This window comes from Serratia sp. J2, assembly GCF_046269175.1.
Taxonomy (GTDB): Bacteria; Pseudomonadota; Gammaproteobacteria; order Enterobacterales; family Enterobacteriaceae; genus Chania; species Chania fonticola_C.
Genome location: NZ_JBKABN010000002.1, coordinates 31,093 through 58,021, shown reverse-complemented (window position 1 = coordinate 58,021; position 26,929 = coordinate 31,093). Strand labels below are relative to the sequence as shown.

23 protein-coding genes are annotated in these 26,929 nt (G+C 56.0%); 11 read left to right on the top strand and 12 right to left on the bottom strand.

All coding sequences use genetic code 11. The annotated features are described in order from the left end of the window. Positions 1 to 397 precede the first annotated feature (397 nt). Positions 398 to 1,054, top strand: coding sequence for a DedA family protein (locus tag ACKWMY_RS02255; protein ID WP_021806837.1), 657 nt, complete (start codon positions 398 to 400; stop codon positions 1,052 to 1,054). Between the two features lie 14 nt (positions 1,055 to 1,068). Here ACKWMY_RS02255 and ACKWMY_RS02250 read toward each other — a convergent pair whose 3' ends face one another. Together ACKWMY_RS02250 and ACKWMY_RS02245 are read right to left on the bottom strand one after the other, a co-directional pair. Continuing rightward, the gene (locus ACKWMY_RS02250; protein WP_409485821.1) at positions 1,069 to 1,974 is read right to left on the bottom strand and encodes a LysR substrate-binding domain-containing protein; all 906 of its coding nucleotides are present in this window, start codon (positions 1,972 to 1,974) and stop codon (positions 1,069 to 1,071) included. Positions 1,975 to 2,124: 150 nt separating this feature from the next. Further along, positions 2,125 to 3,018 carry a LysR family transcriptional regulator gene (locus tag ACKWMY_RS02245; protein ID WP_074031241.1) on the bottom strand — a complete coding sequence of 298 codons (894 nt, stop codon included), beginning with the start codon at positions 3,016 to 3,018 and terminating at the stop codon, positions 2,125 to 2,127. Between ACKWMY_RS02245 and ACKWMY_RS02240 the strand changes: the two genes are divergently transcribed. After that, positions 3,019 to 4,614 carry an MFS transporter gene (locus ACKWMY_RS02240; RefSeq protein ID WP_409485820.1) on the top strand — a complete coding sequence of 532 codons (1,596 nt, stop codon included), beginning with the start codon at positions 3,019 to 3,021 and terminating at the stop codon, positions 4,612 to 4,614. It begins immediately after the preceding gene. Here the strand turns inward: ACKWMY_RS02240 and ACKWMY_RS02235 are convergent. Continuing rightward, positions 4,609 to 5,514: a LysR family transcriptional regulator gene (locus tag ACKWMY_RS02235; RefSeq protein WP_029711192.1), complete on the bottom strand. Its 906-nt coding sequence runs from the start codon at positions 5,512 to 5,514 to the stop codon at positions 4,609 to 4,611. The two genes, ACKWMY_RS02240 and ACKWMY_RS02235, sit on opposite strands and share 6 nt — an antisense overlap. Positions 5,515 to 5,619: 105 nt before the next feature. Between ACKWMY_RS02235 and ACKWMY_RS02230 the strand changes: the two genes are divergently transcribed. Beyond that, on the top strand, positions 5,620 to 6,642 hold the full coding sequence (locus ACKWMY_RS02230) for a zinc-dependent alcohol dehydrogenase family protein (protein WP_074031231.1): 1,023 nt from the start codon (positions 5,620 to 5,622) through the stop codon (positions 6,640 to 6,642). Here the strand turns inward: ACKWMY_RS02230 and ACKWMY_RS02225 are convergent. Beyond that, a complete protein-coding gene (locus ACKWMY_RS02225; RefSeq protein ID WP_223499722.1) occupies positions 6,639 to 7,523 on the bottom strand; it encodes an AraC family transcriptional regulator in 885 nt (294 codons plus the stop codon). The two genes, ACKWMY_RS02230 and ACKWMY_RS02225, sit on opposite strands and share 4 nt — an antisense overlap. Positions 7,524 to 7,744: 221 nt before the next feature. On the opposite strand from ACKWMY_RS02225, the gene yqhD reads away from it, so the two are divergent. From yqhD to ACKWMY_RS02205, 4 genes are all read left to right on the top strand, one after another. Next, positions 7,745 to 8,908 (top strand): alcohol dehydrogenase, encoded by a 1,164-nt coding sequence (yqhD, locus tag ACKWMY_RS02220; protein WP_024529132.1) that lies wholly within the window; start codon positions 7,745 to 7,747, stop codon positions 8,906 to 8,908. Positions 8,909 to 9,064: 156 nt separating this feature from the next. Beyond that, entirely contained in the window at positions 9,065 to 10,111 is a 1,047-nt protein-coding gene (locus ACKWMY_RS02215; protein ID WP_409485819.1) for an NAD(P)-dependent alcohol dehydrogenase, read from the top strand. Positions 10,112 to 10,198: 87 nt separating this feature from the next. Beyond that, complete coding sequence (gene dkgA / locus ACKWMY_RS02210; RefSeq protein ID WP_024529134.1) at positions 10,199 to 11,014, top strand: 2,5-didehydrogluconate reductase DkgA; 816 nt, start codon at positions 10,199 to 10,201, stop codon at positions 11,012 to 11,014. Positions 11,015 to 11,153: 139 nt separating this feature from the next. After that, entirely contained in the window at positions 11,154 to 11,759 is a 606-nt protein-coding gene (locus tag ACKWMY_RS02205; RefSeq protein WP_024529135.1) for a transglycosylase SLT domain-containing protein, read from the top strand. Between the two features lie 131 nt (positions 11,760 to 11,890). Here ACKWMY_RS02205 and ACKWMY_RS02200 read toward each other — a convergent pair whose 3' ends face one another. Then, the gene (locus tag ACKWMY_RS02200) at positions 11,891 to 14,056 is read right to left on the bottom strand and encodes a YgiQ family radical SAM protein (RefSeq protein ID WP_021179531.1); all 2,166 of its coding nucleotides are present in this window, start codon (positions 14,054 to 14,056) and stop codon (positions 11,891 to 11,893) included. Between the two features lie 87 nt (positions 14,057 to 14,143). Beyond that, on the bottom strand, positions 14,144 to 14,878 hold the full coding sequence (locus ACKWMY_RS02195; RefSeq protein WP_024529138.1) for a GntR family transcriptional regulator: 735 nt from the start codon (positions 14,876 to 14,878) through the stop codon (positions 14,144 to 14,146). A 215-nt stretch (positions 14,879 to 15,093) separates the two neighbouring features. Between ACKWMY_RS02195 and ACKWMY_RS02190 the strand changes: the two genes are divergently transcribed. From ACKWMY_RS02190 to ACKWMY_RS02180, 3 genes are read left to right on the top strand one after another with little or no spacing between them, the layout of a single operon-like run. Beyond that, complete coding sequence (locus ACKWMY_RS02190; RefSeq protein ID WP_409485818.1) at positions 15,094 to 16,110, top strand: ADP-ribosylglycohydrolase family protein; 1,017 nt, start codon at positions 15,094 to 15,096, stop codon at positions 16,108 to 16,110. A gap of 8 nt (positions 16,111 to 16,118) precedes the next feature. Then, positions 16,119 to 17,516: a purine-cytosine permease family protein gene (locus ACKWMY_RS02185; RefSeq protein ID WP_199063198.1), complete on the top strand. Its 1,398-nt coding sequence runs from the start codon at positions 16,119 to 16,121 to the stop codon at positions 17,514 to 17,516. Further along, positions 17,513 to 18,442 carry a PfkB family carbohydrate kinase gene (locus ACKWMY_RS02180; protein ID WP_199063197.1) on the top strand — a complete coding sequence of 310 codons (930 nt, stop codon included), beginning with the start codon at positions 17,513 to 17,515 and terminating at the stop codon, positions 18,440 to 18,442. The genes ACKWMY_RS02185 and ACKWMY_RS02180 overlap by 4 nt, the downstream gene beginning before the upstream one ends. Positions 18,443 to 18,478: 36 nt before the next feature. Here the strand turns inward: ACKWMY_RS02180 and ACKWMY_RS02175 are convergent, their stop codons facing one another. Both ACKWMY_RS02175 and xapA read right to left on the bottom strand, forming a co-directional pair. Further along, on the bottom strand, positions 18,479 to 19,738 hold the full coding sequence (locus ACKWMY_RS02175; protein WP_409485817.1) for a nucleoside permease: 1,260 nt from the start codon (positions 19,736 to 19,738) through the stop codon (positions 18,479 to 18,481). Positions 19,739 to 19,812: 74 nt separating this feature from the next. Next, positions 19,813 to 20,634, bottom strand: coding sequence for a xanthosine phosphorylase (gene xapA, locus ACKWMY_RS02170; protein WP_024529143.1), 822 nt, complete (start codon positions 20,632 to 20,634; stop codon positions 19,813 to 19,815). Positions 20,635 to 21,034: 400 nt separating this feature from the next. Here xapA and ACKWMY_RS02165 point away from each other — a divergent pair, with 400 nt between their 5' ends. Continuing rightward, entirely contained in the window at positions 21,035 to 21,949 is a 915-nt protein-coding gene (locus ACKWMY_RS02165; protein WP_024529144.1) for a LysR family transcriptional regulator, read from the top strand. On the opposite strand, the gene ftsP is transcribed toward ACKWMY_RS02165, so the two are convergent. The 4 genes from ftsP to ACKWMY_RS02145 all read right to left on the bottom strand — a co-directional run bounded on the left by ftsP (position 21,946) and on the right by ACKWMY_RS02145 (position 26,853). Continuing rightward, positions 21,946 to 23,361: a cell division protein FtsP gene (gene ftsP / locus ACKWMY_RS02160; RefSeq protein ID WP_024529145.1), complete on the bottom strand. Its 1,416-nt coding sequence runs from the start codon at positions 23,359 to 23,361 to the stop codon at positions 21,946 to 21,948. The genes ACKWMY_RS02165 and ftsP overlap by 4 nt on opposite strands. Before the next feature lie 98 nt (positions 23,362 to 23,459). After that, positions 23,460 to 24,191: a 1-acylglycerol-3-phosphate O-acyltransferase gene (locus ACKWMY_RS02155; RefSeq protein WP_065684664.1), complete on the bottom strand. Its 732-nt coding sequence runs from the start codon at positions 24,189 to 24,191 to the stop codon at positions 23,460 to 23,462. A gap of 252 nt (positions 24,192 to 24,443) precedes the next feature. Then, the gene (gene parC / locus ACKWMY_RS02150) at positions 24,444 to 26,717 is read right to left on the bottom strand and encodes a DNA topoisomerase IV subunit A (RefSeq protein ID WP_024529147.1); all 2,274 of its coding nucleotides are present in this window, start codon (positions 26,715 to 26,717) and stop codon (positions 24,444 to 24,446) included. A gap of 13 nt (positions 26,718 to 26,730) precedes the next feature. Next, positions 26,731 to 26,853, bottom strand: a complete 123-nt coding sequence (locus tag ACKWMY_RS02145) for a hypothetical protein (protein ID WP_409485816.1) — start codon at positions 26,851 to 26,853, stop codon at positions 26,731 to 26,733. Positions 26,854 to 26,929 lie beyond the last annotated feature (76 nt).

The following is a 26,929-nucleotide window of genomic DNA, read 5'->3' as shown; positions in this document are numbered from 1 at the left end:
ACTGCGGCTTTTTACCCCAACAGGCCATAAATGGTGTCAATAATTCACGCCATCACTGCGGGAAAATGCCTATTGGATGACCAGACGAACGCAGTAGGCAAAGTATCTACGTAGAGTCGCCGGTTGATGAGGAGTGGCTAGAATAAAATCACACAGTAAGGCACGAGGTTTTACGGCGTTTTACTTGGCCATCCCAACGGTCGCCTGTACTTTTTCCGAGTTTTACGGCCTTTGCCACATTTTCTATGCTCTGTTTAATGTCCGCTTAAGCTAATAGCGGTACACTATATTGTGCTCTTGGGCCTCACCGCCGTGTGTGGCCTAAATTTACCGGTGAGCATGGCTATAACAGCACGGTAGCCTATAGAAAGTCAGCCCAGGCACCTCAGGATAAAAAATGGATGTATTAAGAGAGATTGTTCACGCACTGTGGACGCAAGACTTTACTGCACTTGCCGATCCCAGCGTGATTTGGGTGGTTTATGCCGTCCTTTTTACCACCTTGTTTTTGGAAAACGGTTTGTTGCCCGCTTCCTTCCTGCCCGGAGATAGCTTACTGCTGTTGGCCGGAGCCTTGATTGCCAAAGGCGTGATGAACTTTATCCCCACGCTGATTATTCTGACGGTCGCCGCCAGCCTTGGCTGTTGGCTCAGCTATCTGCAAGGACGATGGCTTGGCCATACCTCGGTGGTGAAAGGCTGGTTGCTACAGCTACCGGCGCAATACCACCAGCGCGCACACATGCTGTTTAACCGCCACGGCCTGGTCGCTCTGCTGATTGGCCGTTTTTTGGCGTTTGTACGCACCCTGTTGCCTACCATGGCCGGTATTTCGGGCCTCAATAGCGCCCGTTTTCAAATCTTTAACTGGCTCAGCGGCTTGCTGTGGGTAGGTTCGGTAGTCACATTGGGCTATGCCTTTAGCCAAATCCCGCTGGTTAAACGCCATGAAGATCAGGTGATGGCCGGGCTGATGATCCTGCCGATGGTGCTGTTGGTCGTTGGACTGCTGGGCGTGATGCTGGTCGTTTGGCGTAAAAAACGCGCCTCCTGAGTCAGGTGGCGCGACTATAGCGCCATCCTCGCAGGCAGGTGGCTGACCAGCGCATCCACCGCCAGCCGCACTTTCAAGGGTAAATGCGGCGTGAGCAGCCAGACAGCATGCACTTCAAAGTCTTTCCCCGGTACCTCCCCCAATACCTGCTGTAATCGGCCTTCCAGCAAGGCATCACGGATTAGCCAGCATGGCAGCCAGGCAATGCCAAACCCCGCCACCGACGCGTCGGCAATCGCCTGAAGATCGTCCATCAACAAGCGAGGTTTTGGCATCACTTCTCGCGTTGTTCCATCTGCCTGCGGGATCAACCAGCTACGTATCATTGAGGCGTAGCGATAAGCGATGGCATCGTGCTGTTGTAACTCCTCAACGCTAGCCGGGGTACCACAACGAGCCAGATACTCCGGCGAGGCGCATAGGGTCATGCGGTTATCCCCTAACCTTCTAGCCACCAGCCCGGCACTGTCCGGCAAAGGGCCATTACGCACCGCCAGATCGAATCCTTCCTCAGCCAAATCCACCACCCTATCGCTAAATGACAGATCGAGTTCCAATCCAGGATGCTCACGCGACAATGCGGTAAGCACCGGCGCGATACACAGGCGGCCAATCAGCACCGGCATCGAGACCCGCAACCGGCCACTGACCTGCCGCTTACCACTTTCCAACAGGTTCTCTGCGACGCGGATCTCCTCCAACGCCCGTAAACAACGCTCATAGAACAGCGCGCCATCGTCAGTCAGGTTCAGGCTGCGGGTGGTGCGGTGAAACAGGCGCACACCCAACCGTTGCTCCAGCCGGGCAATAGTTTTGCCCACCGCCGAACGGGAGAGATGCAACCTGTTGGCCGCCAGCGCAAAACTGCCCGCCTCCACCACGCTGACCAATACCGAAATGCCGCTTAATCGGTCGTTCATTCTTTGTAGCCTTTAAGAAAAAAATGACAAAGTGGCAATACTGTCGAAATGGTAGAGGTCGAACATGTTCGGTCTGAGCTAATCCATTGATTATTTAGACAGACGTAGCATACAGTGCCCCTATACCACGAATCTGTGGGTTGCGGCTATTTATCCATGCTTGAATAGTTGACTGCAAATAAAATCCACAAAAACCCGAATCTTTGGTGATAGATGCCGACTAGAGGGCCAGACGGCCCAGAAAATCCCCTGCTCCTTAGTATAACCATCAAGCAACGTTTCCAGTTCACCTCTAGCCAACACGTCTTTAACCAGAAAATCAGGCATGTAAGCAATGCCATGCCCGTCAATGGTCGCCATAAGCATTGCCTCCATATTATTCAACGTCAGGGAAGAATTTAGGCGCAACCGGGTTATTTCCGGGTCTGCCGTTAATGTCCAGTCCATGATTTTACCTGTCGTAACAAAACGGTAACGAAGGCAATCGTGCAACTCCAGATCGGGTAACTTCTCAGGTCGCCCTTTACGTTGCAGATAACCAGGGGCGGCACAAAGAACAAAACGGAAAGGCCCAAGCCTACGCGACATCAGCCGCGAGTCCACAAGGTCGCCGCTTCGTATCACCACATCAAACCCATCATCGATGAGATCAACGAGTTGATCGTTGAAATCCAACTCTAACTCAACTTCTGGGTAGGCTTTGCGGAAGTCAGGCATCATTGGTAACAGAAAGCGGTACCCGATAGTGGGCAGACTGACCCGCAAGCGACCTCGGGGAGCTTGAACAGAGTGCGACAGCATGGCCTCAGCGTCCTGTAAGTCATCAAGGATTTTCCGGCATCGTTCGTAGAACATTTCCCCTTCAACAGTGAGGTTAACCTTGCGGGTACTACGCTGAAACAAGCGAACGTTCATAGACGCTTCAAGCCTCGCAACATTCTTTCCTACCGCCGTCGCGGAAATGCCTATGGCACGTGCGGCAGAGACAAAGCTCAGCGATTCTGCGGTTTTCACGAACGAGAGGATGCTGGTGAGACTCTCCATATGATTATGACCTTTTTGTTCATTATAAGCGGAGTTTTAACCCATTTATTAAACATTGCGACCTCTATAGATTTAGTTTCCCAGATTGCTACAAAAATGAGGGATTACGCAATGGGTAATAATTCCGATCACTCCCTACAAAAAGGTCGTTACTACGTTCTCGGTGCTATTTGCCTAGCCGCCTTGGTATTACCGCTGAGTTTCACCGGGGGTGCCGTCGCCACCCCAACCATCAGCAAGGTTTTCAACGCCAGCCCATCTGCCCAAGCCTGGGTAACCAACGCGTTCATGCTGAGTTTCGGTAGCCTACTCATGGCCGCCGGCACGCTTTCGGACATTTATGGCCGCAAACGCATATTCACCCAGGGCCTTCTGCTATTCGTCATCGTCAGCTTACTTCTGGCCAATGCCACCAGCATTGTCTGGCTGGATATATTGCGGGCGGTTCAGGGGATAGCAGCCGCTGCGGCACTCGCTAGCGGTTCGGCCGCTCTGGCACAAGAATTCGAAGGGCATGACAGAACCCGAGCCTTTAGTCTGCTGGGAACGACCTTCGGCCTCGGCCTGGCATTTGGTCCAATGATTACTGGTGCGCTGATTGAACAATTCGGCTGGCGTTCGATCTTCATTACCACCGCAATACTCGCTGCAACGGCACTAATCGCCGCCGTTTCACAGATGCACGAAAGCAAGAATCCGCAGGCTCAAAAGCTGGATCTTCCAGGTTTGGCGAGTTTTTCAGCGATGCTCGTACTTTTCACCACCGGGATCATCCTCGCCCCGCAAGCTGGATGGGATTCATCGTTGATCGTGAGCTTACTTATCAGCGCGCTGACTTGCTTGATTGCTTTCGTGGTTATCGAGCTACGCTCAAAAGAGCCGATGCTCGAACTCAGCCTGCTCAGGCACACACGTTTCATCGGTGTCCAGTTACTTCCGTTAGGAACCTGCTATTGCTACATCGTTCTGATAGTGCTGCTGCCATTCAGGCTGATCGGCGTTGAAGGGATTTCCCCCATACAAAGTGGCTTGGTCATGCTGGCACTTTCGACACCGATGCTGGTGGTGCCGTTACTGGCTGCCTGGTTAACCCGTTGGATCTCTGCGGGCTCCCTCTCTGGCTTCGGTTTTCTGCTGGCGGCCACAGGGCTGTATATCCTCAGTCGAGTCCCTATCGGCGATCACCTGCAGTTGATTTTTGCCATGCTGATCATCGGTATCGGAGCTGGTTTTCCTTGGGGACTAATGGATGGGCTAGCGGTAAACGTTGTCCCCAAAGAACAAGCAGGTATGGCCGCTGGAATTTTTAACACCACGCGTGTCGCTGGTGAAGGTATAGCACTTGCAATCTCCATTGCCATGCTCACTACCCTGGTCAACAGCAGCCTCCTTAGGCTGCAACCGCAGAATGATAATAGCGAGCTGGTCCAACGCCTAATCATGGGGGATATGAGCCTCTCGCAAAATCTAGACCATGCGCAGGTACTGACCGCATACCAGGAGGGCTTTAGCACCCTAATGTTGATACTCTCGCTTTTTACTATTATTTCATCTTGCGCTGCGTTCTTCTTGCTGAGCCGGAAGGCGCGACTATAGCGCCATCCTCGCGGGCAGGTGGCTGACCAGCGCATCCACCGCCAGCCGCACTTTCAAGGGTAAATGCGGCGTGAGCGGCCAGACGGCATGCACTTCAAAGTCTTTCCCCGGTACCTCCCCCAATACCTGCTGTAATCGACCTTCCAGCAAGGCATCACGGATTAGCCAGCATGGCAGCCAGGCAATGCCAAACCCCGCCACCGACGCGTCGGCAATCGCCTGAAGATCGTCCATCAGCAAGCGAGGTTTTGGCATCACTTCTCGCGTTGTTCCATCTGCCTGCGGGATCAACCAGCTACGTATCATTGAGGCGTAGCGATAAGCGATGGCATCGTGCTGTTGTAACTCCTCAACGCTAGCCGGGGTACCACAACGAGCCAGATACTCCGGCGAGGCGCATAGGGTCATGCGGTTATCCCCTAACCTTCTAGCCACCAGCCCGGCACTGTCCGGCAAAGGGCCATTACGCACCGCCAGATCGAATCCTTCCTCAGCCAAATCCACCACCCTATCGCTAAATGACAGATCGAGTTCCAATCCAGGATGCTCACGCGACAATGCGGTAAGCACCGGCGCGATACACAGGCGGCCAATCAGCACCGGCATCGAGACCCGCAACCGGCCACTGACCTGCCGCTTACCGCTTTCCAACAGGTTCTCTGCGACGCGGATCTCCTCCAACGCCCGTAAACAACGCTCATAGAACAGCGCGCCATCGTCAGTCAGGTTTAGGCTGCGGGTGGTGCGGTGAAACAGGCGCACACCCAACCGTTGCTCCAGCCGGGCAATAGTTTTGCCCACCGCCGAACGGGAGAGATGCAACCTGTTGGCCGCCAGCGCAAAACTGCCCGCCTCCACCACGCTGACCAATACCGAAATGCCGCTTAATCGGTCACTCATCACTTGTAGCCTTTTAGGAAACAATCTTGTGAAATTTTATCGCCACTGGTGATTTTAAATCAACGCTATTATCTGTGAATATCTTCAACCCACCAGGAGCACCTCATGACCGAAACCATGCAACGTTGGACGATGAACGCCGTAGGGCGTGAACATCTGCAATTAACCGAGAGCGCCATTCCACAGCCCGGCCCACATCAGGTGCGGGTGAAAGTGAACGCCGTGGCGCTGAATTACCGCGATAAAATGGTGATAGAAGGCACCATGCCGTTGGATCTGCCGCTGCCGTTTACCCCAGCCTCGGATATGGCTGGCGTGGTAGACGCGGTGGGAAGCGGCAGCACGCGTTTTCGCCCTGGCGATCGGGTGATCTCTACCTTTAGCCCGGACTGGATAGAGGGTAAGCCTGATGGTGATGCGCGCATTCCACCTTATCGTACGGCAGGCGGTACCTATCAAGGGATGCTGGCCGAATACGTGGTGGTCGATGAAAACTGGCTGAGCGCAGCTCCCGGCACGCTAGACGATGCCGAAGCCAGTACCTTACCCTGCGCTGGGCTGACGGCCTGGTTTGCCTTGGTAGAACGCGGTCATTTGCGTGCCGGGGAATCGGTATTGGTACAAGGCACCGGTGGCGTTGCCTTGTTCGCGCTACAGATTGCCAAAGCCCACGGAGCACAGGTCTTTGTCACCTCCGGCAGCGAAGAGAAGCTGCTACGTGCCAAGGCGTTAGGGGCCGATCACGGCATTCACCGCCTGCGAGAGGATTGGGTGGAGTCGATCTATCAACTGACGCAGGATCGCGGTATCGATCATATTGTCGAAACCGTTGGTGGCAGCAATCTGGTCAATTCACTACGCGCCGTGGCGATACATGGCCGTATCTCGGTCATTGGCGTGCTGGAGGGTTTTGATATTGCCATTCCAGCTAGCCTATTGCTGCTGAAATCGCCGCAGATCCAGGGCATCGGTGTAGGCCACCGCCGCGCATTGGAAGATTTGGTACGCGCCGTCGACGCCAACGGCATCAAGCCTGTCATCGACCAGCGTTACCGTTTCGATCAGCTACCCGCGGCGCTCGATCACCTCGATCGCGGCCCGTTCGGCAAAATCGTACTGACGCGTTAACCTTGCATGATGGCGCTATTGTCCCGCAGCCGGGCGATCTCATCGCTCGGCGTAATGCCAAACAGCCGCTTAAACTCGCGGCTGAACTGCGAAGCACTCTCGTAGCCCACGCGGATCGCTGCCGTGCTGGCCTTAAGGCCGTCATGCAGCATCAGCAAACGCGCCTTGTGCAGACGATACGACTTCACATACTGCAGCGGCGAGGTATTGGTCACCGCCTTGAAGTTATGGTGAAACGCCGACACGCTCATGTTCACTTCGTACGCCAACTGTTCAACGTTGATGTTCTCGGCATACTGATTCTCAATCCGCCGCAACGCCTTGGCGATCTGGCTGAAATGGGTATGCCGGTTAACCAGTTCCTGCAACGAAGCACCGCAACTGCCACGCAGCACGTAATAAAGCAGCTCACGCACGATCTGTGGCCCCAGCACCCGAGCATCCAGCGGTTTCTCCATCACGTCCAACAGACGCTCGGTGGCGCACAGCATTTCATCGCTAAGCACTGAGAGATTAACGCCGCTGCTTTCCCCCCTAGGCTGCATCAGATAATCGTCATCACCGATATCGATCAGCAGATCCTGTAGCATCTGGGTGTCGATATTGACCGCCAGCCCCACCAGCGGCTGTTCCGGGCTGGCAAAGGTTTCACACTCAAACGGCAGCGATACCGTCATCAGCAGGTAATTGCGCGGATCGTACTGAAACACCTTGCTGCCACAGTAGCCCACCTTGTGGCCCTGAAAGATGATGACGATGCCAGGTTCATACATCACCGGCTGACGCGGGTAATACTCATCGCTATACAACACCTTCACCATAGGTACGGGCGTTGGGCTATAGCCTTTGGCGGCGGCAAAGCGCATCGCCTGGCGCGCCATACGGCTACGTAATTCAACGTTCTCCATCAGCAAGCCCCTCTAATCGCCTGAATAATTCGACACGGATAATAACCATAAAGATGCATTTTCTACAGTGTAGTGTAGAAATAGGCAAGACACCGACAGGAATGTGCATTGTGCGATCGGGCCAGGTTACCGACAATAGACTCCAGCTATTTTGCGCCGCTGGCGCTTCCCTGACACGAAAAGAGAATACGATAATGCAAAACTTCATCCTCCACACCCCAACCAAAATCCTGTTCGGTAAAGGCCAGATTGCCGAATTAGGCAAACAAATCCCGGCAGACGCCCGCATCCTGATCACCTACGGCGGTGGCAGCGTGAAGAACAACGGCGTACTGGATCAGGTCTATGCTGCGCTGGCTGGCCGTAACGTGCAGGAGTTCTCCGGTATCGAGCCTAACCCGACCTATGAAACCCTAATGAAAGCGGTAGAAATCGTGCGGGCAGAAAAGATCGACTTCCTGCTGGCAGTCGGCGGTGGCTCGGTGGTTGATGGCACCAAATTCATCGCGGCGGCGGCCGACTACCAGGCCGATCGCGATCCGTGGCATATCCTGAAAACCGTGGGCAGCGAGATCGTCAGCGCAGTACCGATGGGTTGCGTGCTGACCTTGCCAGCGACAGGCTCCGAGTCCAACAGCGGCGCGGTGATCACCCGTAAAAGCAGCGGTGACAAACAGCACTTCTTCTCACCGCTGGTGCAGCCTCTGTTCGCCGTGCTCGATCCGGTGGTGACCTATTCACTGCCACCGCGCCAAATCGCCAACGGCGTAGTGGACGCCTTTGTCCACACCATTGAGCAATACCTGACTTACCCGGTCGATGCCAAGGTGCAGGATCGCTTTGCCGAAGGCCTGCTGTTAACGTTGATCGAAGATGGCCCACGTGCGCTGGCCGAACCGGAAAACTATGCGGTGCGTGCCAACGTGATGTGGAGTGCCACCATGGCGCTGAACGGCCTGATCGGTGCCGGTGTGCCACAAGACTGGGCAACGCATATGCTCGGCCATGAACTGACCGCCATGCACGGTCTGGATCATGCGCAAACCCTGGCCGTCGTCCTGCCTGCCTTGCTGGTAGAGAAAAAAGCCCAGAAACGCGAAAAACTACTGCAGTACGCCGATCGCGTCTGGGGCCTGCGTGAGGGTTCCGAAGAAAGCCGTATCGACGGTGCAATCGCCGCCACCCGTGCCTTCTTTGAGCAAATGGGCGTGCCAACCCGCCTGTCTGATTATCAACTCGACGGTAGCTCTATCCCTGCGCTGCTCGACAAATTGCATCAGCACGGTATGACCGCGCTGGGCGAGCATGGGGATATTACACTGGAAGTCAGCCAACGCATTTATCAAGCGGCACGCTAATTGCCAGCACACGATTTCATCGCAACATCACAGTTTCCTGCTAGGCTTTAGTTTCTACTTACCGTGCCCGACCGATCATCGGGCACGGTTGTGCGCCTTATCCGCGCTTTCGATCGCATCGCATAACATCGTCTCGTTAACCCATGGGAGAATTTTATGGCGAATCAATCCAGCTCCGTATCTGACAATAGCATTCGTGCCTGGGCCGCGCCCGGCGAGGGACAGCCGCTTGAACCTTTTACCTTCGACGCCGGTGCATTAGGCGACGATGAGATTGAAGTTGCTATTGATTACTGTGGCGTCTGCCACTCCGATCTCTCCATGCTGAACAATGAATGGGGCATGACCCACTACCCGTTCGTACCCGGCCATGAGGTGGTGGGTAAAGTCACCAAGTTGGGTGCCCATGCGCAGAACAAAGGGCTGAAGATTGGCCAGGTGGTGGGCGTTGGCTGGAATCGCGGCAGCTGTATGCACTGTCACCCCTGTATGTCTGGGGATCAGCATCTGTGCAACGAGGTACAACCTACCATTATTGGTCGCCACGGCGGTTTTGCCGATCGCATCCGCAGCCACTGGGCCTGGGCGATCCCACTGCCGGAAGGCGTTGACGTGACCAGTGCCGGGCCGCTGTTCTGCGGTGGGATCACGGTGTTCAACCCACTATTGCAATACGATGTCCGCCCGACACAGCGCGTTGGCGTGGTCGGTATTGGCGGCCTGGGTCACATGGCGATCCGCTTTATGCACGCCTGGGGCTGTGAAGTCACCGCCTTCACCTCATCCAACAGCAAACGCGACGAAGCACTTTCGTTGGGAGCTCACCGCGTAGTGGCAAGCAATGACAGCGCCGCATTACAGGCCATTGCCAATCAACTCGACTTTATTCTGGTCACCGCCAGCGCCTCTTTAGATTGGGACGCCTTTATCGGTACCTTGGCCCCGAAAGGCCGCCTGCACTTCGTTGGGGCGATCCCCGACCCGGTACCCGTTCAGGTGTTCTCGTTTATCAGCAAACAGGCTGAACTTTCCGCTTCGCCTACCGGCGCCCCTTCACGCCTGGCTGACATGCTGGCCTTCTGCGCCCGCCATGGCATAGAGCCGCAGGTAGAACATTTTCCATTGAGCAAGGTCAACGATGCCATCGCGCATCTGGAGGCGGGCAAGGCCCGTTACCGTATCGTACTGGATATGCACGCTTGAGGTCGCAAACTCGGCAAGCACTGAGGTGGCGAACTAAAATTCATGTAAGCAGGCCTTGGCCTGAAAGCAGTCATAAGGAGATAACGCATGCAACCCATCATCAAACTCCACGATGGTAATCTGATGCCGCAATTGGGTCTCGGCGTATGGCAAGCCAGCATTGAAGAAACCACGCAGGCCGTCACCAAGGCGCTGGAAGTCGGCTATCGCTCCATCGATACCGCCGCGATTTACAAAAATGAGGAAGGGGTAGGTGCCGCGCTGCAAGCTACCTCGATCCCACGTGAAGAGCTATTTATCACCACCAAGCTGTGGAACGACGATCAGGGCAATCCGCAGGCAGCACTGGAAACCAGCCTGAAAAAGCTGAAGCTGGATTACGTCGATCTCTATCTGATCCACTGGCCGAAACCGGCACAGGATCAGTATGTCGAAGCCTGGCGCGGCTTGATCAAACTGCGTGAGCAAGGGCTGGTGAAAAGCATCGGCGTCTGTAACTTCCACACACCACATCTGCAACGCCTGCTGGATGAAACCAGCGTCGCGCCGGTGATCAACCAGATCGAACTGCACCCGCTGCTGCAACAGCGCCAGCTGCGCGCCTGGAATGCCACCCACCATATCGCCACCGAATCCTGGAGCCCGTTGGCGCAAGGGGGTGAAGGCGTCTTTGATCAACCCCTGATCAAGAAGCTGGCGGAGAAGTACAACAAGACGCCTGCACAGATCGTCGTGCGCTGGCATCTGGACAGCGGCCTGATCGTGATCCCGAAATCGGTTACGCCAGCACGCATTCGCGAAAACTTTGAGGTGTTTGATTTCAAACTGGATAAGGACGAACTGGGCGAAATCACCAAGCTGGATATCGGCAACCGCCTGGGACCGGATCCTGATTCTCTGTAAACATGGCGGGGCCGCACTGTCGGCCCCGTTGCTATATTGTTGGTAGCCTCTCGCGTTAATTGACTCTTAACCCAAGATCTTATCGGTCGCTGACGCTATGATATGGCGCAGCAATCCGATCACAGCAGCTTGGAGTTTCATGACTTTCTCTTTCTCATCTTTGCCGCGCCTGACCATGGTGTTAATGCTATTGGTGCTGGCAGGCTGTTCCAGCAAGCACCAGCGCACCAGCCACAATCCTCACGCCTATGACGATGAAATCGAAGACGCGGCCGACGAATACAAAATCGATCGCAAGCTGATCGCCGCCATTATTCAGGTAGAGTCCGGCTTTAACCCTAAAGCTGTCAGCCCTTCCAACGCCATCGGCCTGATGCAGCTTAAGGCGAACACCGCCGGTTGTGATGCCTACCGTTTTAAAGGCAAACGCGGCTGCCCGGATGATGACGACCTGTTGGATCCAGAAACCAATATCGATCTGGGGGCGGCCTATATCGGGGCGCTGCAACAGCAGCAACTGAAATGGATTGACGATCCGGTGACCCGCCGCTATGCCACTGAGGTGGCTTATGCCAACGGCGCGGGAGCCTTGCTACGTACCTTCTCCAGCGATCGCCAAAAAGCCATCAGAATGATCAACAGCCTGTCACCGGAAGCCTTTCACTGGCATGTGCGCCAGTATCATCCGTCTCCGCAGGCACCGCGCTATATGCTGAAGGTCGAGGCGGCGTATAACAGTTTGTAGCCTGGCAATAGCTAGCTCCATAGAGTCTTCCCTGAAAGGGATAACAAAATAATATCCTCACCAAGGGATAATGTATGGAATACCCCCTCTAGGGGATAAAAGAAAGGGAGCCACTTGGGCTCCCTGCTCTATCAGGCCTTACCGTTGCGGATAGGCTTGCGCGGTGGCTTGTTGGACGGTGTGCGCTGGCGGGTAATGTCCGTGTGCTTGGTCAACGCAGGGCGGGTATGCCGCTGTAAGCGCTTGGCCTCGCGCTGTTCGTCGATGCTTGGTGCTGGCACCAGGCATTCGCGACGGCCACCAATCAGGTGCTTCATCCCCATCTCTTCCAACGCCGTACGGATCAGCGGCCAGTTAAGCGGATCGTGATAGCGCAACAATGCCTTATGCAGGCGGCGCTGGCGATCGCCCTTCGGAATAAACACGTCTTCACTCTTATATCCCACCTTACCCAACGGGTTCTTGCCGCTGTAATACATGGTGGTGGAGTTCGCCATTGGCGACGGGTAGAAGTTCTGTACCTGATCGAGACGGAAACGGTTTTTCTTCAGCCACAGCGCCAGATTCACCATGTCCTCATCGCGGGTGCCCGGATGCGAGGAGATGAAATAAGGGATCAGATACTGCTCTTTACCTGCCTGTTTGGAATACTGATCGAACAGCTGCTTGAAACGATCGTAGCTCCCCATCCCCGGCTTCATCATCTTGGACAATGGCCCGGTTTCGGTATGCTCCGGCGCGATCTTCAGATAGCCGCCCACGTGATGGGTCGCCAGTTCCTTGATATAGCGCGGATCTTCAACCGCCAGATCGTAACGCACCCCGGAGGCGATCAGGATCTTCTTGATCCCTTCCAGCTCACGGGCGCGGCGGTAAAGTTTGATGGTCGGCTCATGGTTGGTATCCATATAGGTACAGATTTCCGGATACACACAGGAAGCACGGCGGCAGGTTTGCTCGGCACGCGGGTTGGTGCAGCGCAACATATACATGTTGGCCGTTGGGCCACCCAGATCGGAGATCACCCCGGTAAAGCCCGGCACCTTGTCGCGGATCTCTTCGATTTCACGCACGATCGAGTCTTCCGAACGGCTCTGGATAATGCGCCCTTCATGCTCGGTGATTGAACAGAACGAACAGCCACCGTAGCAACCACGCATAATGTTCACCGAGAAGCGGATCATATCGTAGGCCGGGATGCGCTCTTCGCCATAGGATGGGTGTGGCACACGCTGATACGGCAGGGCAAACACGCTGTCCATTTCCGGGGTGGTGAGCGGGATCGCCGGTGGGTTGATCCACACGTAGCGGTCGCCATGTTTTTGCATTAACGCACGGGCGCAGCCAGGGTTGGTTTCATGATGCAGGATGCGCGAAGTGTGGGCATACAGCACCTTGTCCGCCTTCACCTTCTCGAAGGAAGGCAACAGCACGTAGGTTTTTTCCCACGGCTTGGGCTTGGCGGCACGTACGGTGACCGGCTTGGCCTCTGGCTCTGGCGTGCTGCCGTCGGCACAGGGCAAATCTTCACCGTAAGGATTAGGAATTGGCTCGATACGGCCCGGCTTGTCCAGGCGAGTGGAATCCACCCCGCTCCAGCCCGGCATGGCCCCTTTACGCATCACTGCGGTGTTACGGATATCGTGGATATCCTGAATTTTTTCACCCGCCGCCAGGCGATGCGCCAACTCCACCAGCGGACGTTCGCCGTTGCCATAGATCAGCATATCAGCCTTGGAGTCCACCAGGACCGAGCGGCGCACGGTATCCGACCAGTAATCATAATGGGCAATACGGCGCAGACTGGCTTCGATACCGCCCAGGATGACGGGCACATCTTTATAGGCTTCTCTACAGCGTTGGCTATAAACCAGCGTGGCGCGATCCGGGCGTTTGCCGCCCACGTTACCGGCGGTATAGGCATCGTCATGACGCAGCTTACGATCGGCGGTATAGCGGTTGATCATCGAGTCCATATTGCCAGCGGTCACACCGAAGAACAGGTTCGGTTTACCCAAACGCATAAAGTCTTCTTTGTTGCTCCAGTCCGGCTGGGCAATGATCCCCACACGGAAGCCCTGAGCCTCCAGCATGCGGCCCACAATCGCCATGCCAAAGCTTGGGTGATCGACGTAAGCGTCCCCGCTGATCACAATCACATCACAGCTATCCCAGCCTAATTGGTCCATCTCCTCACGCGACATCGGTAAAAACGGCGCGGGGCCAAAACATTCGGCCCAATAAGGCTCGTAGGAGAACAATTCACGTTCGGGTTGGATCAGGCTGGTAGTGCTCATTCGGGTGCTCTTGTGCAGGTTAATTTATCGCCGGGCGGCGATTATACGCACTCGCCGCCAAAAGAGCATGGTTATTTCTCAGATAACTCAGCTTTTGACCTCAAACTCGTACACATCGCTGCGGCACAGCGTTTCGCTGAACTCCAGCACTTCGCCCTGGGCGTTGCGGCTGGTCTGGACAATGCGTAACAGCGGTGTGCCGCTTTGCACATTGAGCAAGCTGGCGTTTTCGTCACTGCTGGCAACCGCCTTCAATAAAAAATGCCTGCCCTCTGGCACAATACCTCGCGACTTCCATAGGGCATACAGCGAGTGTTCCAGCTCTTCGGGATCGGGCAGAAAACGGGTCGGGATATAGGTGGTTTCCAACGACACCGGATTGCCATCCATCAACCGCAGGCGACGTAGCTTGACCACGATACTGTCGCTTGCCAACTCCAGCGCCTTGGCTACCTCGCTGGGTGCCTTTATGCAGGAACGCAACAGCCATTGGTTACTGACGCTGCTGCCACTGCGCAAAACCTGCGCGGTAAAGCCGTTATCCTGATTGAGGGAATAGCCGATGTGCATAGCCACTCGAGTACCAATGCCCTGTTGGCGTGAGACCAGCGCTTTTTCTTCCAGCAACCTCATCGCCTTACTGACGGTAACGCGTGACAGATCCAATGCTTCAGCCAGCATGCGTTCCGGCGGTAAAAAATCGCCAACGCCCAAGACACGCTGTTTAATGGCAATTTCGAGGGAGTTCGCCAACTGGATGTAACGTGGTGCCGCCGCTGCCTGTGAAAACTGCTGACGCAGCCAGGCAATAAAATCATTCATCGGACCCACCTCTGATTTGTTCGCATTCCTCAACCGCCTCGTTTTTACCATATTTGTCACATTCAAGGTAATTACATCATGCGCGCTTGCATTGGACTTAGATTGGAATCACATTTTTCAACTATTGGACTTTAATTGGATCTATTTTACGACTAACATTAGCGACACTGATGTTTTGCATCGGTTAGCACCAACACCAGGGAACACCCATATAAATGAAAAATATAAAAAATCCTCACCACGCCATACTCGGGGCGCTCTATGGGCAAGCCGTAGGCGATGCGATGGGGATGCCGTCAGAACTGTGGCCAAGGCAGCAGGTTGGTGATTATTTTGGTTGGATCACCAGCTTCCTGCCTGGCCCGGCAGAAAATATCGCAGCAAACGGCTTTATCGCCGGGGAATACACGGATGACACCCAGCAGGCAGTGGCCTTGATGGATGCGCTGTTGGCCGCAGAGGGCCGGGTCGAGCCGGAACGTATAGCTCACCACATCATGCTGTGGGCAGAACGGATCGGAGCCTTTGAGAAAAATATCCTCGGCCCCAGCTCCAAAGCCGCGCTGTTGGCGTTCCGCGCCGGTACGCCGGTAGCAGAGATCGCCGCTAACGGCGTGACCAATGGAGCGGCCATGCGTGTAGCTCCGTTAGGTTGCCTGCTGCCAAGCGGCGATTTGCCAGCCTTTATCACAGCGGTAAGGCTGTCTTGCAGCCCGACCCACAAATCGGATATCGCCGTAGCTGGCGCTTTTGCCATTGCCTGGGCCGTTAGCCGGGCTGTCGAAGGTGCGGATTGGGCCACCATCAAGCAAGAACTGCCCGCACGGGTAGAGCAGGTGCAACAGCAACATATCACCACCTTCAGCCCTTCGCTCAGCCGCCGTCTGGTTTGGGCGCTGGAGTTCACCGCTAACCTGGGCCATCTGCCGGATAGCGAAGCATTGGCGGAGCTTTACCATACCGTCGGTGCCGGGATGGACACTATCGAGTCAATCCCGATGGCGTTGGCACTGGTTGAACTGGCAGACACCGATCCGCAACGTTGTGCGATCCTGGCCGCCAATCTGGGTGGAGATACCGATACCATTGGTGCCATGGCAACGGCAATCTGCGGAGCCTTACGCGGCGTAACCGCCTTCCCGGCGGAGTGGATTGCCACGATCAATAGCGCCAATCAAATAGATTTTGAGCCCTACGCGGCCGCTCTCCTTAGGCTGCGAAAACAGGAATAAATCGCACTATGAGTGAAATCAACCGCAGTGAGACATGGAAAGTAGAAAGCACAGGCATCGATCGCGTACCGGATGCTGAGCAGACAGGTAAACCGCTCGAGCTGTTCTGGATATGGTCTGCCGCCAACATCGGCATTCTTGGCGTGGTGTACGGGGCAATTATTGTCGCGTTTGGCCTGTCCTTTATCCAGTCCATCCTGGCCGCATTGGTCGGGGTAGCCAGCTTTGCTTTGGTCGGTTATACCAGCTTCGCCGGCAAACGTGGCCGTACCTCTACTTTGACCTTATCGCGGGTGATTTTTGGCCTGAAGGGCAACATTGCCCCCACCACCTTCAGTTGGATCAACCTGATGGGTTGGGAAGCGGTGAACGTCATCACCGGCACACTCACCCTGGCGGCGCTGTTCCAGGCCATAGGCCTGGGTGAAAGCCACTCCCTTACCGCTTTCAGCCTGTTGCTGTTTGGTGGCTTGACCATCGTAGTCAGCCTGCTGGGCCAGAACACGGTAGTCTGGATGCAGAGCTGGTTCAGCCGGATATTCGGCACCATGACGCTGATTGTGGTGCTGTATATCGTCTTTACCACCGAATGGGGCAAAGTGCTGTCACTGCCTTCCGGCAGTTGGTTGACCGGCTTCCTGCCTGCCGTTTCGGTGATCGCAGCAGGTACCGGTATCAGCTGGGCCATTGCCGGGGCCGATTACAGCCGTTATCAAAGCCCAGAATCTTCAGATAAAAGCATCTTTGCCGCCGTAGTGGGCGGTGCCTGTCTGCCCCTGATCCTGCTGATGTTCACCGGCATTCTGCTTTCGGTACAACTGCCGGATCTGGCCAGCGCCGCCAACCCGATTGCGTTAATCGGCTCGGTACTGCCAAAGTGGATGGCCATCCCTTATCTGTTGGCCGCGACCGCCGGTATCGTCACTATTGCCGTGCTCAGCCTCTACTCCGCCAGTCTTAACCTGCTAACGCTAGGCGTGAAGGTGAAACAATCGCTGGCCGTCTCCATTGACGCCGTGGTGATCCTTGGCATCGCCATCTATGTGCTGTTTATTTCTGGCGACTTTATGGGGCCATTTATCTCTTTCCTGGTGTTCTGTGGGGTATTCCTTGCCGCCTGGGAAGCCATTTTCATTCTCGATTATGCTAAAGTGCGCCGTCATCATGGTTACGACGGTAATGCCCTGTACGGTCTGAACGGCCAGAACCGGGGCGTGCGTAAGGTCCCACTATTCTGCTGGTTCCTCGGCGCCTTGTGCGGACTCTTGGTGACCAAAACCGGCTTTATCGATGGCCCATTGGCTAAAGGCCTGTTCGCTGATTCCAGCCTGGGGCTGTTCGTTTCCTTCCTGGTCAGCCTGGTTGCCTATGGCCTCTATCTGGCAAGTAACAAAGGACAGCAATGAGTGAATTTGTCGCAGTAAAACCCATTCTGGTGGTAGGCGGTGCCGTAGGTGACGTAGTTCTCACGCTGCCAAAGCTGCCAGCCAGCGGTGAAGATATCGAAGCGCAGCCACAAGAGCGGCAGATTGGCGGTTGCGCCTTCAACGTAGCACGGGCGCTACGCCGCCTGGATGTCCCCGTGATTAACGGTATGCCGGTTGGTAGCGGAGACTGGGGAGCGGCCATCGAAGCCGCCATGCAGGAACTGGATCTGCCGGTGCTGCTACGCCACGGCCAACTGGATAATGGTTGGTGCCTGGCGTTGGTGGAACCCAACGGTGAACGTACTTTTGTTACCGTGACCGGTTGTGAAGCCCATTGGAATAAGGCGCAACTGGCCACCCTGCCGCTAACGCCAGAAACGGTGGTCTATGCCAACGGCTATGAACTGGTGGGAGAACCCGGTGAAGCACTGAGAGACTGGCTTACCCGCCTGCCGTTCGATCAGTGGCGGCTGCTGGATCCCGGCCCGCGCGTCGATCAACTAGGTGAAGAGTTTTTCGCCATGCTTAGCGATAGCCACACCTTGCTCACCCTCAACCGCGACGAAGTCGCGATCTTGTGTGGGGAAGGCGACGCCGTCAGCGCCGCACAACGTTATGCCACAGCGCATAACATTACCCTGATCTGCCGGTTGGATCGTGACGGTGCCTGGGTCTGTGATGGCCGCAATGAACCGCAGCATGTGCCCGTTTACCCGGTTGACGTCGTTGATACCATCGGCGCGGGGGATGCCCACTGCGCGGGTTTGCTAGCCGGACTTTCCGCTGGCCTGCCGTTGGTACAAGCGGTCGATCTTGCCAACCGCGTGGCCGCCTGCGTGGTCGCCAGCCGTGGTGCCGCCGGAGCTCCAGACTGGCAACAACTGCAACAGCGTTTCCCTGCCTGATATCTCAGGGGCTGAACTCAGCCCCTGTGTTTTACCTTAATGCGCCTTCTGCAGTTCGCCGCTCATCGCTTCCGGCCGATGTTGGTAGTTGAAAGACAGGGCAAAAATCACCCCCAGCACCAGCGTATAGGCGGCAAACACCAGCCAGATACTCTGCCAATCTTTCACCCCGTTATGGGTGAAGAAGTCCACAACCTCGCCGCTGGCGATGGCTCCAACGTAAGCCCCTGCACCGTTGACCATGGTCATAAACAGCCCCTGAGCGCTGGCACGGATGCGGTGGTCGGTTTCTTTCTCCACAAAGATGGCGCCGGAAATATTGAAGAAATCAAACGCGCAGCCGTAAACGATCATTGAAAGCAATAGCAATAGGAAGCCGAACCCGGCAGGCGTACCGTAGGCCAGGAACAGGAAACGTAACGTCCAGGCCGCCATGCTGATCAGCATCACCTGCTTGATGCCATATCTCCGCAGGAAGAACGGGATGGTGAGGATGAAAAACACCTCAGAGATTTGCGACAGGGAGAGCAGCACCGAAGGATAGCGCACGCTGAGGCTGTCCTGATACAGCGGGTTAAGCGAGAAATCGTGCAGGAACGGATTGCCGAAGGTATTGGTGATTTGCAGCGCCGCTCCCAGCAACATGGCAAACAGGAAGAACACCGCCATGCGTTTTTGCTTGAACAGCACGAATGCATCCAGCCCCAACATGCTGACCCAGCTTTGCGAGCGTTTCACCTTGTTGGTCGGGCAATTTGGCAACGTCAGGGAGTAGATTGCCAATAGCAGCGACACCGCGGAAGCCAGATACAACTGCATATTGCTCAGTTCAATGCGGCTAAAGCTGATTAGCCACATCGCCAGAATAAAGCCCACGGTGCCATAAACCCGCACCGGCGGGAAATCCTTGACCGTATCAAAACCGTGCTTTTCCAGGCAGAAGTAAGAGATAGCGTTGGAAAGCGCCATGGTGGGCATATAGACCATCGCGTTGAACAGCATGACCCAGAACATCACCATCGGCTGATCGACCTGTGCGGCGTAGTACAACGCCACCGCCCCCAGCAGATGACACAGGCCATACAGACGGTTGGCCTTGATCCAGCGATCGGCAATGATCCCGGCCAGGCTTGGCATGATCAGCGCGGCGATCCCCTTCGAACTGTACACCATACCAACCTGCGCCCCGCTGAAGTGCAGGGTGTTGATCATGTAGGAACCCAACGTCACCAACCAGGTGCCCCAGATAAAGAACTGGAGAAAAATCATCACCTTCAATCGTGTTTTTATTGCCATTACCATCACCTTATTGTTGTGATTTACGCGGCAAGGTAGGGGCTTGCCGCGGGGTAGTCAGATGGAAATAAGGATTACAGCGTTTTGAAGAACTCACGGATCAGGCGCATAAAGTCGTCTGCCGCCAGCGCGGCACAGCTCAGCGTCTGCTCATGGGAAAGCGGCGTATCGGATAACCCTTCGGCATAGTTGGTCATCGCTGAAACCACCAACACTTTCAGGCCGCAGTGCCGGGCCGAAAGCACTTCTGGCACGATCGACATCCCCACCACGTCACAACCCAGCGTCTGCATCATGCGGATCTCGGCCGGGGTTTCAAAGTTCGGGCCGGTGTAGGCGGCAAACACCCCTTCTGCCAGTGGGATACCGGCTTTGGCCGCTACCGCCGCCAGCTGCGCACGCAGGTCTCGATCGTAGGCGTTAGCCAGGCTGAAGAAGCGTGGACCAAAACGCTCGTCGTTAGCACCCACCAGCGGGGATTCCGGCATAAAGTTGATGTGGTCGGTCAGCGCCACCAGGCTACCCGGGGCGACCGATTTACGCAGTGAACCAGCAGCATTGGTCGCCAGCAGGAATTCACAACCCAGCAGTTTGAAGGTGCGCACGGCGGTGGTCATCACCTGCATGCCACGGCCCTCATAGAAATGTCCGCGCCCTTTCATGCACAACACTGGCACACCTTCCAACCAGCCCGCCACCAGTTGCCCTGCATGGCCCACTACGCCGCTCACCGGGAAACCCGGAAGTTCGGTATAGTCGATGGTCACGGCGTCAGTCATTACGTCTGCCAGTGCCCCCAGCCCCGATCCCAAAATCAATGCAGCGCGAGGTTGAAAGCCGGGTAGTCTGGTCCGCAGCACGTCGGCACAAGAAAAAGCATCATCTTGATTAAACATAGTATTCTCTTCTGTAGGGGGATGAATTAGGCTGTGTCCCTTAATTGACCATGGTGCCGTCGCAGCCCCAAAAGCCCGTAATCAAGGCGGAGGGTGCAGGGCCTAGTGGGCTAAGTTCAAGCCCGACAACGCTGAGTACGGGCTTTTGGGGCGCGACCCTTAGGGCTGGGGCCATTTGGACGCGTATCTGCGTTTCTCCCCGCTTATTTGGGCCCACCAAACTTCACGGCTCGTGCCTTGCAACGCGTCCAAATGACCTCCAGCGGCGCTCATGTGCAATTAAGGGACACAGCCTGATCCCCATAGTAGAGAGCGACAGCGGGTGGCGACCAATACATTGTTGCCCGCTGATTTATTCTGTTTACCTATAAATACCCTGCATCGGGAGGCCCGAAAAACCATGAAAAAGCCACTACCCGACCCTAGCCGGATCAACTTTCGCCTGCTGCACTATTTCCGCGTGGTGGCGGAGGAGATGAACTTTACCCAGGCCGCACAGCGGCTGAACATGTCCCAACCACCGCTCAGCAAACATATCAAAGAGCTGGAAAGCCAGCTGGGGGTGGAACTGTTCAAACGCACCACCCGCTCCATGGCGCTGACGCAGGCTGGCCGCACGCTGTTCCATAACGTCGAAACGTTGCTCGATCAGGCGGGCAATGCGCTCAATCAGGTGCAGCAACTGGGCCGTGGCGAGGCCGGCCATATGGTGATTGGCATGGTAGGCACCTCTGTCTGGGGCGGTTTGATCCCGGCACTAAAACGCTTTACCGGGCAGGAAGAGAAGGTCACCTGGACGTTGAATGAACAAACTCCCAGCCAGCAGATCGTCTCATTGCAGAAGCGGCATATCGATATCGGGGTCTGGCGTGAGGCAAAACAACAGGCGCTGCCGGGGCTGGCCTGTCAATTATTGGCGCGGGAGAAGATCTCGGTGGTGCTGCCAACGGGGCATCCACTGGCAACCGGGGAAGAAATCCAACTGCAAGCCCTGGAGCATGACAAATTTATCGTGCTGCCGCCCAACGAGGCCAGCCTGGGGCTGTATCTGCACAACCTGTGTCTGCAACATGGCTTTGCGCCGGACATCGTCCATCAGGTTAATGAACCGCAAACCCTGATGGCGCTGGTGGCGGAAGGCTTTGGTATTACGTTACTGCCGGACAGCTACGGGCGCATACCCTGGCCGGGCGTACGCTTCTGCCCGTTGCAGGCGGCCCCTTCGGCGGATCTGTATGCGATCTACCACGCCGAAAGTGCCACACCGGTGGTGAAGGCGTTCCTGAAAATGCTGCGAACGCCCGGGGCTGTTTAAGCGGAAGCCTGAACCACAAACTGGCCGGTCGAACCGCGATCGGCCATTTCCAACGTCTGGCTGTAGAACAGGAACGGGAAGTGCTCCGAGGAAACCTGGTTGAAGTACACCAGCAGCTCCACGTCGCCGTCGACCCAGACGGTATCCTTCCAGCCGCGATCTTCCGCCATCGGCTGCGCGCCATTGACGCGCTTAATCAGGAACTGTACGCCCTGAATGTGGAACGCCTGCGGCGTATCGGCATGAATGGTCCAACGCTCCCAGGTGCCCTGCATCGTTTGTACGTCGATGCGGTTCATATCCCAGATAGCCCCGTTGATCCCGGCCATCTTGTCGCCCAGACGGAATTCACGTGAGCGGCTGACGTTACCATCCAGCAGTTGATCTGCCAGCAGGCGCATCGGCAGATTGTCGGTGACCAGCGGCAACAGGCCTGTCGGTTTCAACGTCAGTACCTGGGTGGAAACCAGCATGCTGGAAGGTTCAAACAGGCCACGCAGACGATCCATGATCCCTGCCGCTTCACCGGCGGTGAGAGTCACTTCGGCCCCCTGCGACATGTCGATCAGCACTTCGCGGCGCTCACCTGGAGCCAGAGAAAGTTGCTGTACCGCGACCGGTGCAGGCAGGAATCCCTGATCGCTGGCAATCACGTTGATCGGCCGCCCATCGCTAAGCTGCAACGAATAGCGCCGTGAGTTTGAGGCATTCAACAGGCGCAGGCGAACCCAGCCACGTGAGACTTCGATAAACGGGTTCTGCACGCCGTTGACCAACAGCGTATCGCCAACAAAGCCCCCCTGCGCCGGAGGATCGTATTCCGGCGTACCGAAGTTATCCAGGCGCTTATCCTGAATGATCAGTGGGAAATCATCGACACCGTAATGGTTCGGCAGCGGCAGGTTTTTACTGATTTCATCCTCGACCAGCCATAGGCCGGCCAGACCGTTGTAAACGTGCGGCGCCATACGGTTCGGCGTATTGGCGTGATACCAGCAGGTGGCCGCAGCCTGACGAATAGGGATAACTGGCGACCAGTCAACGTTGGGCGACATCATGCGCGGCGCACCGCCCATCAGGGTACCTGGCACCTGCAACCCACTGACTGTCATCGATACCGGCTCGGGCAGGCGGTTGCTGTAGATCAGTTTGACGTCGTCACCGTTGTAGACCCGCACCGTCGGCCCCAGATACATACCGTTGACGCCCCAGACGGACGCTTTGCGGTTGTCCATAAAGGCCCAATGGGCACGTTGCAGGGTTAAAAACAGCGGCTGACCACGGCGGGATTCCAGCAGTGGCGGGATCGGTAACGGAGTTGGCATCCCGCTCGCTTCGGCCCTCAGCGGCACGGTTCCCGCGCATAGCGCCAAGCCCGATGCCTGAATAAACTGACGTCGACTGAGTGACATATCTTCTCCATGAAAACAAAGCTGAACCGTGTGCAAAGCCCCGCTAAAGCGGGGCATAAACGGCATGAGGCCGTATGAAAATAGCTAACTGCGTTCTATTATTTTTTGGCGGCGTCTAACTTGGCGACTTCCGCATCCAACTGGTCAATCTTCGCCTTCATCAGCTCGCGACAATGGGCCGCCAGCTCACGCACCTGTTCTTTACTGTAATTACTGGTATCGACAGGTTCCAGCATCTCCACAATCACATGGCCGTTGTTCCAACGGTTCAGCTTGATTTTGTCGGTAGAAGAAACACAGATCGGCACAATCGGCACACCGGCCGCGATCGCCGCGTGGAACGCACCGGTTTTAAACGGCAGTAAACCACGGCCACGGCTACGGGTTCCTTCCGGGAACATCCAGATCGAGATGTCCTGTTTCTTGAAGGCATCCACCACCTGAGCAATGGTGCCATGGGCTTTAGCGCGGTTATCCCGGTCAATCAGCAGGTTACCGGTCAACCAGTAAAGCTGGCCGAAAAACGGGATCCACACCAGGCTTTTTTTGCCCACGGTCACGGTGCGTGGCTGTACCGCATTAGAAACCGTCACCATGTCGTAGTTGTTCTGATGGTTGGCAATGTAAATACATTTGCCGTTATTGTCCGCGCCAGCAGGCTTGCGGAGTTCAACCTGGATGCCGAACACTGTCGACAAGCGGCCGAATAGATGGCCAAAGGTCGCTACATGGCGGGGGTTACGCGGACTGAATAAACAGTATAACGAACCGAAAAAACTCACCAACAGGCAATAGACCGTGACAATGATCGCACGTAATATCAATAACATAACAACCTCATTAGCACACTGCCAACCCGGCCACTGAGCGGCCGCGAAGATTTCTTTTTGTATGAGGAGCGCAGGCAGAAGAACGCACGGCGCTTCTAAGTTCTCTATTTTCCCGCCAGCCAGCGATCGGCACAATAAATTTATAGCCGGAAAAATTAACTAACTTAAGAAAATAAACCAAGAAAAAAGTCTGATCGATAGTTAAGCGGGCGCAGTATGCTGCGCCCCTACGTTCTGCGAAACCGTTGAGATTTACTCTTCGCTGTCACCCATCGATTCGCGCTCCGGCATATCCACCTCAACCCGATCGATACGCTGCAGGCCACGTGGCAACAACGTGCCCTTACGGCCACGCTCGGCGCGGAATTTCTGCAGATCTTCCGGGCGCAGTTTCAGCTTGCGTTTGCCCACGTGCAGGGTGATCGAGGTCTGCGGCGGCAGTACGAACAGCCAGGCCAGTTTATCTTCCCCGCTGGCGGCCTGCGCCGACGGTATCGAGATAATCTTGTTGCCCTTGCCCTTCGACAGCTGTGGCAGATCGGCGACCGGGAACATCAGCATACGACCTGCGGCGCTGATAGACAGCAGCATATCGTCGCTGCCGTGGATTTCCATCGGCGGCAGTGCCTTGGCGTTGTCCGGCAGCGTAATCATCACCTTACCGGCGCGGTTGCGTGCAACCAGATCGTTGAAGGTACACACGAAGCCGTAGCCAGCATCGGAAGCCATCAGCAGCTTCTGATCGTCCGCAGCCATCAGCACCTGCTCGATGGTGGCACCCGGCGGTGGCGTCAGCTTGCCGGTTAACGGTTCACCCTGGCCACGTGCCGAAGGCAACGTCAGCGGATCGAGCGCATAGCTGCGGCCAGTCGAATCGATGAACACCACCGGCTGGTTAGTCTTGCCGCGCGCGGCGGCAAGGAAGCTATCCCCGGCCTTGTAGCTCAGGCCGCTCGGATCGATATCGTGGCCCTTGGCGCTACGCACCCAGCCCATTTGCGACAGCACAATCGTCACCGGCTCTGAAGGCACAAAATCGTGCTCGCTCATGGCCTTGGCTTCTTCACGTTCGGTCAACGGTGAACGACGATCGTCGCCATAAGCCTGCGCATCGGCCTGGATCTCTTTCTTGATCAGGTTGTTCAACTTGCGCTCGGAAGCCAGCAGCGCCTGCAGATGATCGCGCTCTTTTGCCAACTCATCCTGCTCGCCGCGGATCTTCACTTCTTCCAGCTTGGCCAAATGGCGCAGCTTCAGCTCGAGGATCGCTTCGGCCTGGGTATCGGAGATGCCAAACCGCTGCATCAACACCGGCTTCGGCTCATCTTCGCTGCGAATGATGTGGATCACTTCGTCGATATTGAGAAACGCGACCAGCAAACCTTCCAGGATGTGCAGCCGTTTAAGCACTTTTTCCAGGCGGTAATTCAGGCGGCGGCGCACCGTATCACGGCGGAAGACCAGCCATTCGGAAAGGATCTCCACCAGCCCTTTGACCTGCGGGCGGTTGTCCAGACCGATCATGTTCATGTTGATGCGGTAGCTGCGCTCCAGATCGGTGGTGGCAAACAGGTGGTTCATCACCTGATCCAGATCGATACGGTTCGAGCGCGGCACAATCACCAGACGGGTCGGGTTCTCGTGGTCGGACTCATCGCGCAGATCTTCCACCATCGGCAGCTTTTTGGCGCGCATCTGGCTGGCGATTTGCTCCAGCACTTTGGCACCTGAAACTTGGTGCGGCAAGGCGGTGATCACCGCGCTACCGTCTTCTTTCTTCCAGATGGCACGCATGCGTACCGAGCCACGGCCATTCTGGTAAATTTTGCGGATCTCTTCGCGCGGGGTAATAATTTCCGCTTCCGTCGGGAAGTCCGGCCCCTGCACAAACTCCAGCAAATCGTCGAGCGATGAGCCAGGCTTGTCGATCAGGGCTACCGCCGCGGCGGCAATTTCACGCACGTTATGCGGTGGAATATCCGTTGCCATCCCTACCGCGATACCGGTCGTCCCGTTGAGCAGGATGTTCGGCAGACGTGCAGGCAGCATCTTCGGTTCTTGCATGGTGCCGTCGAAGTTGGGCACCCAGTCCGTGGTGCCCTGGCCCAGCTCGCCCAGCAGCACTTCGGCATATTTCGACAGACGCGATTCGGTATAACGCATCGCGGCGAAAGATTTAGGGTCATCCGGTGCCCCCCAGTTCCCTTGGCCATCTACCAGCGGGTAACGGTAAGAGAAGGGTTGCGCCATCAGCACCATAGCTTCATAACAGGCGCTATCACCATGCGGATGATACTTACCCAATACGTCACCGACGGTACGGGCAGATTTTTTGAATTTGGCGTTATTGCTAAGCCCCAGCTCCGACATGGCATAGATAATGCGGCGCTGTACCGGCTTTAAACCATCGCCGATATACGGCAGCGCCCGATCCATGATGACGTACATGGAATAGTTCAGATAGGCGTTTTCAGTGAATGTGTGCAGCGGTAGACGCTCAACACCGTCATGAGTCAGTTCGCTCATTACTCAGATATCCTCAGACGACAAAGGGTCGATTCTGCCCGCGATAGTAACCCATCTGCGGGGTGGCTGTCACAGATGCTGCGTGGATCGGCCATTGATGCTGGCGATCGCCCCGGTTTATGCGAAGTTTTGCCATCAGTGGCCGCCTTTCTTGACTCACAGTCAACACTGTTGTGCGCTAGATCGCATTTTTCCCTGCTTCAGGAAGGATT

What these genes read in the sequence shown, in the direction of transcription:
- ACKWMY_RS02255 (WP_021806837.1), top strand. Translation starts at nt 398, where the DNA reads ATGGATGTATTAAGAGAGATTGTTCACGCACTGTGGACGCAAGACTTT.
- ACKWMY_RS02250 (WP_409485821.1), bottom strand. Translation starts at nt 1,974, where the DNA reads ATGAACGACCGATTAAGCGGCATTTCGGTATTGGTCAGCGTGGTGGAG.
- ACKWMY_RS02245 (WP_074031241.1), bottom strand. Translation starts at nt 3,018, where the DNA reads ATGGAGAGTCTCACCAGCATCCTCTCGTTCGTGAAAACCGCAGAATCG.
- ACKWMY_RS02240 (WP_409485820.1), top strand. Translation starts at nt 3,019, where the DNA reads ATGATTATGACCTTTTTGTTCATTATAAGCGGAGTTTTAACCCATTTA.
- ACKWMY_RS02235 (WP_029711192.1), bottom strand. Translation starts at nt 5,514, where the DNA reads ATGAGTGACCGATTAAGCGGCATTTCGGTATTGGTCAGCGTGGTGGAG.
- ACKWMY_RS02230 (WP_074031231.1), top strand. Translation starts at nt 5,620, where the DNA reads ATGACCGAAACCATGCAACGTTGGACGATGAACGCCGTAGGGCGTGAA.
- ACKWMY_RS02225 (WP_223499722.1), bottom strand. Translation starts at nt 7,523, where the DNA reads ATGGCGCGCCAGGCGATGCGCTTTGCCGCCGCCAAAGGCTATAGCCCA.
- yqhD (WP_024529132.1), top strand. Translation starts at nt 7,745, where the DNA reads ATGCAAAACTTCATCCTCCACACCCCAACCAAAATCCTGTTCGGTAAA.
- ACKWMY_RS02215 (WP_409485819.1), top strand. Translation starts at nt 9,065, where the DNA reads ATGGCGAATCAATCCAGCTCCGTATCTGACAATAGCATTCGTGCCTGG.
- dkgA (WP_024529134.1), top strand. Translation starts at nt 10,199, where the DNA reads ATGCAACCCATCATCAAACTCCACGATGGTAATCTGATGCCGCAATTG.
- ACKWMY_RS02205 (WP_024529135.1), top strand. Translation starts at nt 11,154, where the DNA reads ATGACTTTCTCTTTCTCATCTTTGCCGCGCCTGACCATGGTGTTAATG.
- ACKWMY_RS02200 (WP_021179531.1), bottom strand. Translation starts at nt 14,056, where the DNA reads ATGAGCACTACCAGCCTGATCCAACCCGAACGTGAATTGTTCTCCTAC.
- ACKWMY_RS02195 (WP_024529138.1), bottom strand. Translation starts at nt 14,878, where the DNA reads ATGAATGATTTTATTGCCTGGCTGCGTCAGCAGTTTTCACAGGCAGCG.
- ACKWMY_RS02190 (WP_409485818.1), top strand. Translation starts at nt 15,094, where the DNA reads ATGAAAAATATAAAAAATCCTCACCACGCCATACTCGGGGCGCTCTAT.
- ACKWMY_RS02185 (WP_199063198.1), top strand. Translation starts at nt 16,119, where the DNA reads ATGAGTGAAATCAACCGCAGTGAGACATGGAAAGTAGAAAGCACAGGC.
- ACKWMY_RS02180 (WP_199063197.1), top strand. Translation starts at nt 17,513, where the DNA reads ATGAGTGAATTTGTCGCAGTAAAACCCATTCTGGTGGTAGGCGGTGCC.
- ACKWMY_RS02175 (WP_409485817.1), bottom strand. Translation starts at nt 19,738, where the DNA reads ATGGCAATAAAAACACGATTGAAGGTGATGATTTTTCTCCAGTTCTTT.
- xapA (WP_024529143.1), bottom strand. Translation starts at nt 20,634, where the DNA reads ATGTTTAATCAAGATGATGCTTTTTCTTGTGCCGACGTGCTGCGGACC.
- ACKWMY_RS02165 (WP_024529144.1), top strand. Translation starts at nt 21,035, where the DNA reads ATGAAAAAGCCACTACCCGACCCTAGCCGGATCAACTTTCGCCTGCTG.
- ftsP (WP_024529145.1), bottom strand. Translation starts at nt 23,361, where the DNA reads ATGTCACTCAGTCGACGTCAGTTTATTCAGGCATCGGGCTTGGCGCTA.
- ACKWMY_RS02155 (WP_065684664.1), bottom strand. Translation starts at nt 24,191, where the DNA reads ATGTTATTGATATTACGTGCGATCATTGTCACGGTCTATTGCCTGTTG.
- parC (WP_024529147.1), bottom strand. Translation starts at nt 26,717, where the DNA reads ATGAGCGAACTGACTCATGACGGTGTTGAGCGTCTACCGCTGCACACA.
- ACKWMY_RS02145 (WP_409485816.1), bottom strand. Translation starts at nt 26,853, where the DNA reads ATGGCAAAACTTCGCATAAACCGGGGCGATCGCCAGCATCAATGGCCG.